Annotated in this window: 15 protein-coding genes and 6 tRNA genes; 6 read left to right on the top strand and 15 right to left on the bottom strand. The window is 68.0% G+C overall.

The window, feature by feature from the left end:
* Nucleotides 1-4: 4 nt before the first annotated feature.
* The 10 genes from GA0070561_RS23245 to GA0070561_RS23215 form a co-directional block, all read right to left on the bottom strand.
* Nucleotides 5-79 (bottom strand) — tRNA-Met (locus tag GA0070561_RS23245).
* A gap of 3 nt (nucleotides 80-82) precedes the next feature.
* A tRNA-Gly gene (locus GA0070561_RS33720) sits at nucleotides 83-155 on the bottom strand.
* Nucleotides 156-171: 16 nt separating this feature from the next.
* A tRNA-Glu gene (locus GA0070561_RS23240) sits at nucleotides 172-245 on the bottom strand.
* 98 nt (nucleotides 246-343) lie between these two features.
* Nucleotides 344-416: transfer RNA gene (locus GA0070561_RS23235), tRNA-Ala, on the bottom strand.
* Between the two features lies 1 nt (nucleotide 417).
* Nucleotides 418-493, bottom strand: a tRNA-Pro gene (locus tag GA0070561_RS33715).
* A gap of 102 nt (nucleotides 494-595) precedes the next feature.
* Nucleotides 596-668, bottom strand: a tRNA-Trp gene (locus tag GA0070561_RS23230).
* Between the two features lie 73 nt (nucleotides 669-741).
* Nucleotides 742-873, bottom strand: coding sequence for a hypothetical protein (locus GA0070561_RS34565; protein WP_258395627.1), 132 nt, complete (start codon nucleotides 871-873; stop codon nucleotides 742-744).
* Between the two features lie 83 nt (nucleotides 874-956).
* On the bottom strand, nucleotides 957-1,184 hold the full coding sequence (locus tag GA0070561_RS23225; RefSeq protein ID WP_091404755.1) for a ferredoxin: 228 nt from the start codon (nucleotides 1,182-1,184) through the stop codon (nucleotides 957-959).
* Complete coding sequence (locus GA0070561_RS23220; protein WP_091404751.1) at nucleotides 1,181-2,410, bottom strand: cytochrome P450; 1,230 nt, start codon at nucleotides 2,408-2,410, stop codon at nucleotides 1,181-1,183. Before GA0070561_RS23220 ends, GA0070561_RS23225 begins: the two co-directional genes overlap by 4 nt.
* Before the next feature lie 269 nt (nucleotides 2,411-2,679).
* On the bottom strand, nucleotides 2,680-3,453 hold the full coding sequence (locus tag GA0070561_RS23215; RefSeq protein ID WP_091404747.1) for a hypothetical protein: 774 nt from the start codon (nucleotides 3,451-3,453) through the stop codon (nucleotides 2,680-2,682).
* A 355-nt stretch (nucleotides 3,454-3,808) separates the two neighbouring features.
* Between GA0070561_RS23215 and GA0070561_RS23210 the strand changes: the two genes are divergently transcribed.
* Nucleotides 3,809-6,079 (top strand): glycoside hydrolase family 44 protein, encoded by a 2,271-nt coding sequence (locus GA0070561_RS23210; protein ID WP_091404744.1) that lies wholly within the window; start codon nucleotides 3,809-3,811, stop codon nucleotides 6,077-6,079.
* A gap of 126 nt (nucleotides 6,080-6,205) precedes the next feature.
* On the opposite strand, the gene GA0070561_RS23205 is transcribed toward GA0070561_RS23210, so the two are convergent.
* Both GA0070561_RS23205 and GA0070561_RS23200 read right to left on the bottom strand, forming a co-directional pair.
* Nucleotides 6,206-6,565, bottom strand: a complete 360-nt coding sequence (locus GA0070561_RS23205) for a DUF1801 domain-containing protein (RefSeq protein WP_208603836.1) — start codon at nucleotides 6,563-6,565, stop codon at nucleotides 6,206-6,208.
* Between the two features lie 168 nt (nucleotides 6,566-6,733).
* Nucleotides 6,734-7,384, bottom strand: a complete 651-nt coding sequence (locus GA0070561_RS23200; RefSeq protein WP_091404741.1) for a hypothetical protein — start codon at nucleotides 7,382-7,384, stop codon at nucleotides 6,734-6,736.
* A gap of 180 nt (nucleotides 7,385-7,564) precedes the next feature.
* Here GA0070561_RS23200 and GA0070561_RS33225 point away from each other — a divergent pair, with 180 nt between their 5' ends.
* On the top strand, nucleotides 7,565-7,705 hold the full coding sequence (locus GA0070561_RS33225) for a hypothetical protein (RefSeq protein WP_244166395.1): 141 nt from the start codon (nucleotides 7,565-7,567) through the stop codon (nucleotides 7,703-7,705).
* A 147-nt stretch (nucleotides 7,706-7,852) separates the two neighbouring features.
* On the opposite strand, the gene GA0070561_RS23195 is transcribed toward GA0070561_RS33225, so the two are convergent.
* Together GA0070561_RS23195 and GA0070561_RS23190 are read right to left on the bottom strand one after the other, a co-directional pair.
* Nucleotides 7,853-8,758 (bottom strand): ferritin-like domain-containing protein, encoded by a 906-nt coding sequence (locus tag GA0070561_RS23195; RefSeq protein WP_091404736.1) that lies wholly within the window; start codon nucleotides 8,756-8,758, stop codon nucleotides 7,853-7,855.
* A gap of 399 nt (nucleotides 8,759-9,157) precedes the next feature.
* A complete protein-coding gene (locus GA0070561_RS23190; protein WP_208603835.1) occupies nucleotides 9,158-9,640 on the bottom strand; it encodes a carboxymuconolactone decarboxylase family protein in 483 nt (160 codons plus the stop codon).
* Nucleotides 9,641-10,460: 820 nt separating this feature from the next.
* Here GA0070561_RS23190 and GA0070561_RS23185 point away from each other — a divergent pair.
* The 4 genes from GA0070561_RS23185 to GA0070561_RS23170 are packed head-to-tail and all read left to right on the top strand — an operon-like array spanning nucleotide 10,461 to nucleotide 12,583.
* Complete coding sequence (locus GA0070561_RS23185) at nucleotides 10,461-11,057, top strand: sulfite oxidase-like oxidoreductase (RefSeq protein WP_091404729.1); 597 nt, start codon at nucleotides 10,461-10,463, stop codon at nucleotides 11,055-11,057.
* Nucleotides 11,027-11,767: an FAD-binding oxidoreductase gene (locus GA0070561_RS23180; RefSeq protein ID WP_091404726.1), complete on the top strand. Its 741-nt coding sequence runs from the start codon at nucleotides 11,027-11,029 to the stop codon at nucleotides 11,765-11,767. Before GA0070561_RS23185 ends, GA0070561_RS23180 begins: the two co-directional genes overlap by 31 nt.
* A gap of 2 nt (nucleotides 11,768-11,769) precedes the next feature.
* Entirely contained in the window at nucleotides 11,770-12,063 is a 294-nt protein-coding gene (locus GA0070561_RS23175) for a DUF6510 family protein (RefSeq protein WP_091404721.1), read from the top strand.
* 52 nt (nucleotides 12,064-12,115) lie between these two features.
* On the top strand, nucleotides 12,116-12,583 hold the full coding sequence (locus GA0070561_RS23170; RefSeq protein WP_091404716.1) for a GNAT family N-acetyltransferase: 468 nt from the start codon (nucleotides 12,116-12,118) through the stop codon (nucleotides 12,581-12,583).
* A 27-nt stretch (nucleotides 12,584-12,610) separates the two neighbouring features.
* On the opposite strand, the gene pdxR is transcribed toward GA0070561_RS23170, so the two are convergent.
* Entirely contained in the window at nucleotides 12,611-14,035 is a 1,425-nt protein-coding gene (gene pdxR, locus GA0070561_RS23165) for a MocR-like pyridoxine biosynthesis transcription factor PdxR (protein WP_091404713.1), read from the bottom strand.
* Nucleotides 14,036-14,058 lie beyond the last annotated feature (23 nt).

Below are 14,058 nucleotides of genomic sequence, written 5' to 3'. Positions count from 1 at the left end.
CGCGTGGTGCCGACGCCCGGTGTCGATCCGGGGGCCTTCCGGTCATGAGCCGGATGCTCTGCCGTTGAGCTACGTCGGCTTGAGCGGTCGGCGGGCACCGACCCCGCTTCTTCGGTTTGGAAGACCGACGTGTCCGCCAAGTTCACCACGACCGCATGGCATTTTCCTGCGTAGGCCGTACGGGGCTCGAACCCGTAACCTCCTGGCTGAGAACCAGGTGAGCTGCCAGCTTGCTCCAACGGCCCATGGAGCCGGCGGGAATCGCCGCCAGCCTGCCCTCCCCCGGCTCGAACGGAGTTTCACTCCCGTGCGCTACCGGTTACGGCGGGAGGGCCTGAATTTTTGGAGAAGAAGGGATTCGAACCCTCGACCTCCGGTCTGCCGAACCGGCGCTCTCCCCACTGAGCTACAACCCCATGGTCCGGGACCGGGGTGTCGAACCCCGTGTCTCTCGCTCCCAAAGCGAGCGGGTCAGCCGTCTCCCTCGTCCCGGACGTAGTGCCCCCGACTGGTCCACGCGGCCGGGGTATTGCTCATGCCATTCACTGTGGAGTTGAGAATCTGCAACGCCGCCGGCCGAAGCCGGGACGAGAAGCAGGGGCGGCAGGACTCGAACCTGCAACCTTCGGTTTTGGAGACCGGTGCTCTACCAGTTGAGCTACGCCCCTATGAAGTTGTTCCAGTAACGAGAAAGCCGCCCTATCCCGGTCGGGGTGGGCGGCTTCGCAGCTTGCGCTGGCGCTATTCGCGCCGCCACCCCGGCTTCCAGTTCTGCTCACTCGCGCACAGATCGTGGGCTCGCCCAATCGAGGGCAGCACGACACCGCCGCGCGGCATGAACCGCGTGGTTTCGGCGTAGGCGTACTGCAACACGGGGAACTCCTTGGGTTGGTCGGAACGGCCTTGCTCATTCAAGGTAGGCGCTGTGCCAATCGGATGGCAATGGATATTCCGCGTCACTCCTGCGGCGCGATCAGGCGGTCGTCGGTGGTGTCGTGGACCGTGATCGCCTCCACCGGGCACGAGTCGGCGGCGTCGAGGATGACGTCGGCCGGGGCGACCACGTCGGCCAGCGGCGCGGACAGGCCGTCGACCAGGCGGAAGTGCTCGGGCGCGGTACCGGCGCAGATGCTCGTGCCGATGCACCGGCTCGAGTCCACCCCGATCCGCCAGGCGGTACTCACCAGGCCACCGGCATGCCGAGCAGGCCCCGCACCAACATGCCCCGCTTCCACTCCAGCTCGGCTTCCGGTACGGCGAGCCGCAATCCGGGCAGGCGTGTCACGAGGGTGGAGACGGCGACCTGCAACTCCATGCGGGCCAGCTGCGCACCGACGCAGTGGTGGACGCCGTGCCCAAAGCCCAGGTGCGGGTTCTGCTCGCGCTGGAGATCCAGCCGGTCCGGGTCGGCGAAGACGGCACCGTCCCGATTCGCCGACGACAGTGAGCCGAGGACTGGTTCACCTGCCCGGACCAGCACGCCTCCGACCTCGACGTCCTCCTTGGCGTACCGAGCGAAGGATGAGCCGACGCCGAGCGGCACGTACCGCAGCAGTTCCTCGACCGCGGCCGGCACCAGCGACGGGTCGGCCCGTAGCCGAGCGAGCTGGTCCGGATTGTGCAGCAGGACGTAGACGAAGTTGGGGATCTGGGTCACCGTGGTCTCGTGGCCGGCCGCGAGCAGCCCTCCGGCCAGCTCCACCAGCTCGGTCTCGCTGAGCCGATCCTGGTTCTCGTCGCGGGCCCGGACCAACGCCCCGAGCAGGTCGTCGATTCCCGGCTCCCGGCGGCGCTCGGCGACCAGACCACCGATGTAGCCCCAGAGACTGTTCAGGTACTCCTGGATCGTTTCCATCGGCAGGGAGGTGGTCGAGACGATCGCCTCGGACCAGATGTGGAAGCGGTCGCGGTCGGCGTACGGGACCCCGAGCAGCTCGCAGATCACCTGGATCGGCAGCGGCGTGGCGACGTGCTCCACCAGGTCGGCCGGAGGACCGAGCCGGACCATGTTGTCGACCAGTACGTCGGCGATCTCCTGGGTTCGGGGTCGCAGCGCCTCTACCCGACGTGCCGTGAACGCCTTCGCCACCAGCCGGCGCAGCCGGGTGTGATCGGGCGGGTCCAGGGTCAGCATGCCGCTGTACTGCTGGCGCGGGGTGAGTCGGGGCTCGTCGCGCTGGACGGCCGGGGCGCGGCCGAACCGCACGTCGCCGAGGACTGTACGGACGTCTTCGTACCGGGTGGCGAGCCACGCTTCCTCGCCGTAGGGGAGCTTCACCCGGGTCATCGGCTCGTTCTCACGCAGCTCGCTGTAGGTCGGGTCGACGACGAGGCGGTCGGGCACACTGAACGGGTACGGCCGCGCGGGCGGAACACTTCGGCTCTCGGTGGTCTGCGCGCTCCCGGTCATCCGGATTCCCTTCGTCGAGACGGCGTGATCCTCAGGCCGGCACCACGTTTGTGGCGGCGTCGGATTGCCAGCGTCCAGGGCTTGGGGGCAGCACACATCAACGCTCAGTAATCCGTCGATGTCGGATCGTAGCGAGAGATGTCGATGATCGCCATGGAGGCTGGGCCGCCGCCGGGGTGCGGCAGCAAGCCGCACCCCGGCAGGGCAACCCTCGGGACTGACATCACGACCACATGTGTCGAGAACTCCCGAGCCACCCGGGCTCCAGATCAGCAGCCGAGCCGCTTGCTGGAAAGGGCAATGTCGTCAATCCAGAGGTCAAACTCGCCCGGTGTCGTGCCGCCCTGATAGAGCTGCCAGCCGATCTTCACCGTGTCGACCGTCGGCAGGACGAAGGGAACATCGTTGCCACCGTGGTCACTCGTGGAGGCTGTCAGCTCCGGGTTCGCCACGCCATCGATCCACACCGCGACGCGGTTGTCCGCCGCGTCGATCTTCCATTCGAAGCACTGCCAGGTGTCCTCAGCGACCGGCGCGGACTCCCGCCAGTTGGTCCAGTCGCCGGTCGGACCGCCGTCGGCGCCGACCCCCCAGAAGGTTCCGGGGACCGTGGGCGCGTACTGCCCACCGACCGGACGGACGACCTCCGCGCTGCCGGTGCCGGTCGCTTCCACCAGCGTGAAGTGCGCCCAGTCCGGGGCCGTGGGGAAGGCGTCGACGCGCAGACGCATCCGACCGTAGAAGCGGTTGCCCGGCGCGGCGAAGTCGTCGACGCGCAGGAATGCGCGTCCGTTGTCGACGGTGTGGATGTGCAGCACCTGGTTGCCACGACGGGCACGCTCGACGGTGAGCGTGCCGTGGCGGGTGTCGACGCCCCAGTTCAACGTGCTGGGCCCTCCGGGAGGCAGTCGCTCGAAGTCCTCGCAGAAGAGCAGGCCGCGGGGGCATGAGGGCGGGGAGGCCCCCGACGCGCCGGCCGGAACGCCGCCGACTGCGGCGCCGAGGATCAGGGCGGCGCTGAACACCGCGAGAAAGCTGCGCATTGTCATCCTCCAAGACGGCTGGCTCCCAGCACAGGGGCCGGGCCAGCAGGAACTTTCCGGCCGTGCGACGCTGAGGTACTCCCGCTCGCACCGCTGCGGCGCGGTTGCCCCCACGCTGCGGCGATCCGAGCTATTCCGGCACCGCCGCACCAGCTACGACCATTGATGGACGTCATTGTATGTGATGACGTTGACGTCGGTCGGCCGGCAGTGGACGTGCTCCCCGACTGCCCCCGAGCTGGGCACGGCCGATGCGGGGGGCCGGCCTGACCCTTCCGACGTTGACTCCGAGCCAGGAAAGCGTAACGCTGTGGAAGCGCTCCCATCGTCGAGCTCCTCTGCGAAAGGATTGCTCGTGCGTCCCACCACAGCTCTACTTCCGGTCGTGCTCGCCACGGCCCTCGGCGGTCTGGCCCTGCCAGAGCCCGCCCTGGCCGCGGCGGGTCCGGCCCTGGCCGTGGACACCACCGCCACCCGGCACCAGATCAGCCCGTACGTCTACGGCATGAACTTCGCCGACGAGGCTCTCGCCCGCGACCTGCGGCTGCCGGTGCACCGCTACGGCGGCAACGCCACCACCCGCTACAACTTCCGCGCCGACACCACCAACCGTGCGTCGGACTGGTACTTCGAGAACATCCCCAACGACAACCCGAGTCCGGACGACCTCCCAGAAGGCTCGGAGAGCGACCGGTTCGTGCAGCAGAACAAGGCCACGGGTGCCGCCACTGTCATGACAATGCCGATGCTCGGCTGGATCGCCAAGGACCGGTCGCGGGCGTGTGGCTTCAGCGTCGCCAAGTACGGCCCGCAGCAGTCCACCGACACCTGGGCACCGGACTGCGGCAACGGCATAAAGCCGGACGGGTCACCGGTCACCGGCAACGATCCGGAGGACACCAGCGTCGCCGTCGGTGCGGAGTACGCCACCGACTTCGTCAACCACCTCAAAGGGCAGTTCGGTGCCGCGGCCGACGGCGGGGTCCAGTTCTACAACCTGGACAACGAGCCGGACCTGTGGCACTCCACCCACCGCGACGTCCGCCCGACCGGGCTGGGCTACGACGAGCTACGCGACCGCACCTACGAGTACGCCGCCGCGATCAAGGCTGCCGACCCCGGCGCGAAGACGCTCGGTCCCGTCGGCTGGGGCCTGAACTCGATCCTCTATTCGGGCCTCGACCAGGACACCTGCTCGCGCACCGGCTGCTGGTCGAACCCGCCGGACAAGGCCGCGCACGGCGGCCAGGACCTCGGACCGTGGTACCTGGACCGGATGCGCGAGTACGAGCAGCAGCACGGCACACGCATCCTCGACTACTTCGACGTCCACCTCTACCCGCAGCAGTCCGGCGTATTGGGCGAGGCGGCCGGCGACGCCAACACCCAGGCGCTGCGACTGCGCTCGACCCGCCAACTCTGGGACCCGACCTACGTGGACGAGAGCTGGATCAACAGTCCGGTCCGGTACATCCCGCGCCTACGCGAGCTGGTCGACCAGCACTACCCGGGCACGAAGATCGCGATGACCGAGTACAACTGGGGCGGCCACGGGTCGCTCAACGGCGCGCTCGCCCAGGCCGACGTACTCGGCATCTTCGGCCGCGAAGGACTCGACCTGGCCACCCTCTGGACCGCACCCGAGGCCGACCAGCCGGTGGCCAACGCCTTCCGCGTCTACCGCAACTACGACGGCAAGGGCGGCGCGTTCGGCGAAACCTCCGTCCAGGCGACAAGCGCCGACCAGGGCAAGCTGGCCGTGTACGCCGCCGAGCGGAGCGCCGACAAGGCGCTCACACTGGTCGTCATCAACAAGACCGGCGACGACCTGACCAGCCCGATCGCCCTCACCGGCGCCTCCGCGAGCACCGCTGAGGTCTACCGTTACAGCGGGGCGGACCTCGCCGGCGTCGTCCGGGAGGCTGACCAGCAGGTGACCGCCGGCGGCCTCACGGCCACCTTCCCGGCCAACTCGATCACCCACCTGGTGCTGCCGCGCGACACCACGCCCGGCGACACCCAGGCGCCGACCGCCCCGGGCAAGCCGACCGCCGGCACGATCACCGGTGACAGCGTCGCGCTGGCCTGGACGCCGTCCACCGACGACACCGGCGTCACCGGGTACGACGTGCACCGGGTCGACACCACCGGCACCGTGAAGGTGGGCAGCGCCACCGGCACCACGTACACCGTGACCGGGCTGACGCCGGACACCCCGTACACCTTCGTGGTGACCGCCCGCGACGCGGCGGGCAACGTCTCGGCGGCCTCCCCCGGCCTGACCGTACGGACCGCGCCCACCGCCCCGACCCTCGGCTGCACGGTCGGCTACACGGCGAACAGTTGGCCGGGCGGTTTCACCGCGACCGTGACGGTCAAGAACACCGGCACCACCGCGATCGACGGCTGGAAACTCGCCTTCGACTTCCCCACCACTGGCCAGAAGGTCGGCCAGGGCTGGTCGGCCACCTGGAAACAGAACGGAACGAGCGTCACCGCGGACAGCATGAGTTGGAACGGCAAACTCGCCCCCGGTGCGTCCACCAGCACCGGCTTCAACGGCACGTGGAGCGGCACCAATCCGGCGCCAACCACCTTCAACCTCAACGGTCAACGCTGCGGGTGACCTGAGAGATCCCTACTCCGTACCGACGGAGTAGGCCGGAGGGGGCCGGGGCGCAGCGGCACCCCGCCCCCTCCACTCTCGACCGCCCTTCGGGCCAGACCCGTGGCCACGTCGGGCGGGCTGCGCCTACAGGGCCGCCGTGGTCTTGCTCAGGAAACTGGCGAGTTGGCCATAGTCGACGTCCTGCCCTTCCGTGATGTCGACAGTCTTGCGTTCACCGTTTCCCATCGACCGCAGGAACCCCTTGACCTCGGGGATGTCCGTCGCGTTGAAGACCATGAACGACACCTTGGACTTGGCTACCGCGATGACGGCAGCGTAATGGCCGTTCTTCAAGTAGTGCGGCTTGCCGTACTGAAGCCGCTCCTCGACACCTGGAACAGTTTCGCCGATCATGGCACGCAGTTTTTCGCACACGTCGATCTGCCACGGCTGCGTCTTGTTGATGTACTCGGTGACATCGTTGTTCACGGCGATCCCCTTCATGGTGCTCAGTTGATGTCGCGTCTGTGGTGGACGAGGGTGCGGCGCCGCCGCGCTCTCACCCTTCACCGCTCGGGACCCCGGGCTCCTGACCCCACCCGGCGAGCTTCTCCCCGGCCGGAGCGTAGGCCAGCACGACCACTCCCGAATCAAACGCCTGCGTGCCGACCCCTAGCGCAGCTCGCCATCCCACCGCGAGATCTTCAACGAGTGCCCTCTGGGTCGGACTGTCCGACGAGCGATCAGCACGGCGGCGCCCGCGGCCGCCGCCCAGACGCTCAACCGCACCGGCCAGGCCATCGCGCTCTCCGGCGGCGGGGGCAGCAGCACCATCTGCAGCGCCGCACCGGCGGGAACAAGTAGGACAGCGAGCGTTCCGACCGGACCAGAACGTTGGATCAACGCCCCGGCAGCCCCGAGCAGAGGGCCGAGACACACGCTAGCGATCAGCCAGTATTGGGTCGCCCCACCCCACCAGGTGTCGCCGTCGAAAATCACGTCCACGCCGTAGTAGGCGATGGTGGCGGAGATCAGCGTGCAGCCGCCCGCCACGGCGCCGCGCAGCATCCCCGCCGCCAGTCGTACGCTCTGACTCACCAGCCAGCCCACCAGCACGGCCATCGCCGCCCAGGCCCATCCGGCGTCGAGGATGAGGCTGGCGAACTCCGCGGCCTGTGACCAGCCGCCCCGCTCAGCACGCGCGGTGCCGACCTCGCCCAGCAGCACCGGCACATGGTTGACGATCGAGTCGACGGCGCCCAGCGCCACCCCGGCGGCCGGACCGACCACCACCCACCACGGCCCATCACGCCACGAGATCATCGCAATCATTGTGCCGCAACCAACCCTGCGCAACCCCGCGTCGCACGGTCGCTGGCAACTCTCGGCAGGTCAGTGTCTGGCCAGGGACGCTTCACGAGCGGGTCGAAGCATGCGGTGGTGCAGGCGCGCCGCCGCCTCCTGGTCGGTGATCTGACGTAGTGCGAGCCAGGCGACCCCGACGTGAAGCACGAGAAGAGCAAGTACGGCGACCCGAGCGGTCCGTCGTCGGGTGAGGGCAAGCACGTGTGGCGGGCACGGCACTGGACGCAGGGATCCGAGCCAGGCAGGACCCAGCAGTGGGAGGACCTCGGCCGCTGCTGAGCGGCCACTGGAACGAGGTACCGACGGCCGCTCACCACGCACGGCGAGCGGCCGTCGGAGGTTTCGGTACGCCCGGCTACCGGTGCCGACCTCTCGCCCTCCATACCCGGGGCATTCTCAAGGGCCCAGCCCCGGACATCTGAACCCTCAGGCCGCTCCGGCGCTCATCGCGATCTCGCCGTTCATGCCGGCTGGGTAGAAGCCACCCGAAGCCACCGGGGTGGGGCTCAAGTACGCGATGTTCAAAATGGACTGGGCCGATCGGCCGTAGCACATCCCGTTTTCATCAGTGGGGATGAAGTTCGGGTCCGCCGCCGTGCCGACACCCTGGTCGTCATCCGCCGGACCATCAAGACTGTTGCGGGCGTCGGAGATCTTCTGTACCGAGTCAAATACCGTGTCGTTGGCGAGTCCGGCGCTGTAGAGCGCGGACCGGACAATCCCCGCGTGGTATGCCTCGGTGGCCAGCAGGCCGGCTGCCGCATCAAGGTACGTCTTGTTGGACAGCAGTGACGCGGAACCTTTGAACGCCGACACTCCGACGTCTTCGAAGAGGAACGCCGCAAACAGGAAGTTGAGGTCGTTCGCGTACGGGTCAAAGCTCTCGCCTTGCTTGACCAGACCAGCGGCAGTTGCCGCCGCAGTGAAGCTCGCGTCCAACGAAATTGCGGGACGAGCAACGGCGGCATTGCCGAGCGCGGATCGCAAGAAGGCGACGTGCTGCATCTCGTCGGAGGCGATTTCCTTCGCGAACCTCTGCACGAAGTTGCTGCTGAAGTTGACGGAACGTCCACCGGACACCTCGCCGCGCGTCCCGGTGCCGGTGGTCATCTCGTCAGGAAGTCCGGATCCCGTCGTCGCACGGAGATAGAATTCCGCTTCGAGATATTCGAGATTGAGCGCGAAGTTGAGGATAGCCGCGTCGCTTGGCGAGCCACCACCCGCCGGGTCGGCACTGCACACCCCTGGATCCACCAAAGCCGCGAGCCTTCGCCGATCCGTTTCGGATTCCGCACTGCGTGACACCGCTTCTGAGATGAACCAGTTGTCCATGCCGCCTCCGTCTTGGTGCATCCAGGTCCTAGCTGTCCGTGACGGCCGACCTGACTGGAATGGATGACCTCACGTTAGTTGGGCGGACGAACCTCAGGAATTGTTTGCTGAAAGGCGGTACGGGGCGGATCGCACTTCGACTACGCTCCGCGCGGTCGACCCTGCACCGAGCGCAAACAGTCGCCGACATACGCCGGGTGCTGCCCGGCTCCCAATGTCCGGATACTATCCATCGGCAGTTCTGGCCTCCCAGGCTCGCCCTGTCCTCTTCTTCTCGGCCAGCGCCTCAGCTCCCCTATCGTGGCGTCTGACCGGACCACGCGATGGCAGGGAACGACGCGGGCCGCTGAAGGTGCAGAAAGGCGAAATCATGCTCGAATGACGGGGCCGGGTATCAACTCACACGTGAGGCGCCATCGTGGGCATGGCACCCTCGGCGAGCTTGAGTCGCGTCCAAATGTTCATGTTGATGACTACGGCCACGATCTCCAGAATCTCCTCCGCCGTGAAGTGCGTGGTCATCCTCTCGTGTGCCTCTTGGACCCGGTTGTTGACAGTAGCGTCGGCGGCTCGGGTCAAGGCCTCGGTGTACGCCAGCGCGGCTCGCTCCTCCTCGGTGAACAGGTGCGTCTCCCACCACGCGCTGAGGGTCTCGACCTTGGACGGCGGAATTTCGGCGGTACGGGCGGCGGCGTGGTGCACCAGAAGGCAGTAGCTGCAATTGTTGATCTGCGCGACCCGTAGCCGCAGAAGCTGGGCCAGGGCCTGGTCCACCTGGAGTTTGGCGGTATGGCCGAAAGCTGCGGCCCCGGCGTTCGCCAGAGCCATGAGCTGCTCGTTCGACGTGGCGTTCAGTCGGACGTTCTGGATCCTGGTATCCAAGAGATGACTCCCTCTGGGTCACAATGAGAAGGGCACTGGGCGGGGAGCCGACGTCAGATTGGGCAGCCCCGAACCTGCTGCTCGCGTTGATGGTCAGCAGGTTCACCTGCGCCAGCGCCGGATGCCGGCGGCAGACGTTCGAGAGCAGGTGCCCAGTCTGATCCGGCGGGCCTACCTGACTCAGGAAGCGTATAGCTCGGGCGAGATCATCCGTGGGAATGCGCGCCGGTCCGCCCCCACTCGACCAACCGTCGCCTCCGCAGCGACCTCGCCCGAAGTGAGATCGACCGCTACGCAGCGGTAGGCGTGACAAAGCTGATCCAGCATTGCAAGCGGCGGCTGCCGGGTTTAAGTGTTGAACCCGGATCCTGCCGGATGTCGGGCGAACAAGATTGGCCCATGAGGCACGTATTCCGAGCCGGGCCACCCCTACACACCGGGAAGGGGAAGTCCACCAGAAGCGCTGCTGCCCGGGCGAACTCTCCAGCCGCACCCTTTGGACGCTAGAGTCCAGTAATGCTCACTGAGGAGGCGTCCGCCCAGAGAAGGTGCACCATAGCGATCGACGGAAGCTGCTGCCAGCCCACGCACCGCCGCCAGCCAGCTTGCAGACCCCCTCACGCCAGCCTATCCTGGACGCGATGGTCCAGTTAATACATCTCGCGTTGCGGGCGACCTCGTCCCCACCGCGGAGAATCTCATCATCGGGGCACTCGCTGACGTTGACGGCACGGGCGGGGACCACATCAACATTTACCGACCGAGTGGAAGCACGGGTGGCAGCGGGATCGCGGCTGCTCGGCCATTTGGGGAGGGGCGCATGGCAGTGATCACACGCGGCTTCGGCGGCCGCAGACGCGACGACGCCGACCTCCCGCCTGGCCAGTACCGCACCGACGACTTCCCGGTACTGTCGGCGGGACCGACACCGCGCATCGACCTCGACGAGTGGGAGTTCGCCGTCGTCACCGAGACCGGCGAGCGGAGCACGTGGTCATGGGCGGAGTTCACCGCCCTTCCTGCCGACGAGCCGACCGTGGACATCCATTGCGTGACGCGCTGGTCGAAGTTCGGCACGAGCTGGCGAGGCGTCTCCGTGGACACGCTGCTGGCCGACGTCGACACCGCGGCCGAGTACGTCGTTGCCCACTCCTACGGCGGCTACACCACGAACATCCCGCTCGAGGGCCTTCTCGACGGCCAGGCCTGGGTGGCGTACGAGTTTGACGGCGAGCCGCTGGCTCCTGTGCACGGCGGGCCAGCTCGCCTCCTCGTTCCTCACCTGTACTTCTGGAAGAGCGCGAAATGGCTGCGCGCTCTGGAACTGCGTCTCGACGACGAGCCCGGGTTCTGGGAGACGGCCGGCTACCACAACGACGGTGACCCATGGCGCGAGCAGCGGTACCTGGAAGACTGACCTGGCAGCCGGCGATCGTCGCCGCCACCCGCGCGGAGACTGCGACGGCGCGGACCCTGGTCCTCGACGTTGACGGCTGGACAGGTCACGTGCCGGGCCAGCACGTCGACGTTCGGTTGACGGCTCCCGACGGCTACATGGCGCACCGCAGCTACTCGATCTCGTCCGCCCCGGGGCCCGGCCGGCTCGAGGTGACCGTCCAGGCGGTGACCGACGGCGAGGTCTCGCCTTATCTCGTCGACGTCGCAGAGCCAGGTGACCAACTCGAGATTCGTGGGCCGCTCGGAGGCTGGTTCGTACGCCGACTCGCCGATCGGCGCCCGGCGTTGTTGATCGGCGGCGGGTCGGGCGTGGCGCCCCTGATGTCGATGGTGCGTGCGGCGACGAATCCCACCAGGCTGCTCTACTCGACCCGATCCCCGTCCGATGCGCTGTTCTCTGCGGATCTTGCAACTGCAGAAGCCGCAGGCGGTGGTCGCGTCGCAGTCACAAAGGTCTACACCAGGGTCGCGCCTCCCGGCTGGCCGGCCCCACCTCGACGACTGGACGCGGATGCCCTGGCACAGGTCGCCTGGCCACGCGAGGCTGATGCTGTGGCGTTCGTTTGCGGGCCTACCGGATTCGTCGAGACCATGGCCGACCTCCTCGTCGACATCGGGCACGACCCCACGAACATCCGCACCGAACGGTTCGGACCCACCGGAGGATGAGCATGTTGACCGTCCATGTCGAAGCAGACGACGCACCCTGGGTCGACGGTAACGCCCTCGCCGGACCGCTCGGCGAGATCATGGGGACCGACCTGACCGTTGCCGAACTCACCTGCGCTGGCTGTCGGACGACCCGTCCGCTAGCCGCGATGCGCGTGTTCGACCGAGCGCCCGGCCTCGTCGCACGATGTCCCGGCTGCGAGGACGTCGTCATGCGCGTGGTGCGCATGACCGGGCGGGTCCTGGTTGACGTGCGTGGATCGCTCATCGTCAGCCTGCCGGTGCCGACTGCCTGAGCGCTGAGAATCCGGTCAGGTCGCTGACCAGAGACGAAATTGAGGGGACAACATGGCGGGCAACCCCGCGGAGATGATCACGCTGACCAATGCCCAGCAGGATGTGGGTGGCTCGAACCTGTCGGGAGTCAACGCGTCCGGCGCGGAAGACCTCGTCATCACCAACAACAGCGCGCTCGGCATCTACGAGGCCACGATTGCGGGCCGGACAGCCGCTGGGCTCGTCTACAGCCAGGTCGGGAATCGCCTCGTGCTGTTGGCGACATCCGTGCTCCCGGAGTTCCGGGGGAAGGGGATAGCCGCCAGGCTCATCGGCGGCGTCCTCGACGAGCTGCGCAGGCAGGGAAGGACTGCCAGCGTCACCTGTCCGTTCGCGACGGCATTCGTCCATGCTCATCCGGAATATGCCGACGTTCTGAAGGACGTCTCGCAACTGGGTGAAGGTGTTGCCCCGTCTACGCGACCCGTTAGCGCGGCGTCAGCCAGCGCGCCAGGAACTTCGGCGCGCGAGACGACGTAAGGCTTTGTCGCTCGTCGATGCGCACCATCAGCGGCAGGTGTGCGCACGGACCTCTGCGACCGCGTCGGCGAGGGCTTCCACTCCGTCGGTGATCAAGCGTTCGGTGAGGGTCGCGTAGCCGAAGATCAGCCCGCCGGGTCCGGCGTGGCGCAGCCGGTACCGGGAAACGCCTTGCACGACCAGTCCGCGCCGGGCGGCGGCGGCCACGACCGGAGCCTCGTCGAGGTCGTGCGGGAGCCAGGTGACGACGTGTTGGCCCGCCGCGACACCGACTGGTTCCAGGTCGGGCAGGCGTGCGCGCAGCGCGGCCAGGAGTGCGTCGCGGCGGCGGCGGTAGACCGGGCGCATGCGCCGTAGGTGCCGGTCGAACTCGCCGCGGGTGAGGAAGTCGGCGAAGGTCAGCTGGTCGATGACGGGAGAGCCGCGATCGGCCCGTACCTTGGCCGCCGTGATGTCGTCGACCAGATGTGACGGCGCGAGCAGCCACCCGAGGCGCAGCCCTGGCGCCAAGGTCTTGCTCGCTGTGCCGCAGTAGACGACGGAGTCGGGTGCCAGCCCCTGCATGGCGCCGACGGGCGAGCGGTCGTAGCGGTACTCCGCGTCGTAGTCGTCCTCGATCACCACGGCGCCGCGACGCTGCGCCCAGCCGATGACCCGGGCCCGCGCGGTGGCCGACAGGACGCCGCCGGTGGGCCACTGGTGCGAGGGCGTCAGCACGACGGCGTCCGCGTCGGTCCGTTCGAGCTTCTCGACGAGAATGCCGTCCGGCCCGACCGGGACGCCGATCACGTCCAGGCCGAGGGCGGCCGCGACGAGGCGGGCGTCGTCGTCCGCGGACGGGTCCTCGACGGCCACCCTGCGGGCGCCGCGCGCCGCGAGCACCTGGAGTATCAGCGCGACGCCTTGACCGTAGCCACTGCAGATCACGACGTTCTCCGGGCGGGCCGATGTGCCGCGGACCCGGCTGAGGTAGTCGATCAGGGCTGCGTGCAGTTCGGGTACGCCACGCCCGTCGAGGTAGGCGAAGCGTTCGTTCGGCGTGGTGGTGAGGACCGTTCGCACCGAACGCAGCCAGGCGGCCCGGGGGAATGACGCCACGTCGGTGCGGCCGTAGCCGAAGTCGATCCGGGCCGCCGGCCGGTCCCCGCCGCGCCGACCCGCCGACGGAGGAACCGGCTCGACCGCGACCTGGGTGTAGCCGCCCGCCCGACTGGTGAGGTAGCCCTCGGCGACGAGTTGCTGGTAGGCCTCGACCACGACGCCGCGTGAGACTCCCAGATCGGCTGCGATGGTGCGGGTGGGCGGCAGAGACGTTCCGAGACGCAACCGGCCGGCCCGGATGCTGCCCCGGATCGAGGCGGCAATCTGCCGGTGCAGCGGTTCGGCCGCCGACCGGTCGACATGGACGAGCAGGTCCTCCGCCGTGCTCGAATTGGTCCTGGTACGACCCATGGAATCGGACCTTACCGGGTGTA

Source organism: Micromonospora saelicesensis (genome assembly GCF_900091575.1).
GTDB lineage: Bacteria > Actinomycetota > Actinomycetes > Mycobacteriales > Micromonosporaceae > Micromonospora > Micromonospora saelicesensis.
This window is presented reverse-complemented; position numbering and strand designations above follow the sequence as displayed.

Bases quoted from the DNA above. Each gene is read 5' to 3' on its own strand.
- GA0070561_RS23215 (WP_091404747.1), bottom strand. From the start codon at position 3,453: ATGCGCAGCTTTCTCGCGGTGTTCAGCGCCGCCCTGATCCTCGGCGCC.
- GA0070561_RS23205 (WP_208603836.1), bottom strand. From the start codon at position 6,565: ATGAAGGGGATCGCCGTGAACAACGATGTCACCGAGTACATCAACAAG.
- GA0070561_RS23200 (WP_091404741.1), bottom strand. From the start codon at position 7,384: ATGATCTCGTGGCGTGATGGGCCGTGGTGGGTGGTGGTCGGTCCGGCC.
- GA0070561_RS23175 (WP_091404721.1), top strand. From the start codon at position 11,770: ATGTTGACCGTCCATGTCGAAGCAGACGACGCACCCTGGGTCGACGGT.
- GA0070561_RS23180 (WP_091404726.1), top strand. From the start codon at position 11,027: ATGGCGCGAGCAGCGGTACCTGGAAGACTGACCTGGCAGCCGGCGATC.
- GA0070561_RS23220 (WP_091404751.1), bottom strand. From the start codon at position 2,410: ATGACCGGGAGCGCGCAGACCACCGAGAGCCGAAGTGTTCCGCCCGCG.
- GA0070561_RS23170 (WP_091404716.1), top strand. From the start codon at position 12,116: ATGGCGGGCAACCCCGCGGAGATGATCACGCTGACCAATGCCCAGCAG.
- GA0070561_RS23185 (WP_091404729.1), top strand. From the start codon at position 10,461: ATGGCAGTGATCACACGCGGCTTCGGCGGCCGCAGACGCGACGACGCC.
- GA0070561_RS23195 (WP_091404736.1), bottom strand. From the start codon at position 8,758: ATGGACAACTGGTTCATCTCAGAAGCGGTGTCACGCAGTGCGGAATCC.
- pdxR (WP_091404713.1), bottom strand. From the start codon at position 14,035: ATGGGTCGTACCAGGACCAATTCGAGCACGGCGGAGGACCTGCTCGTC.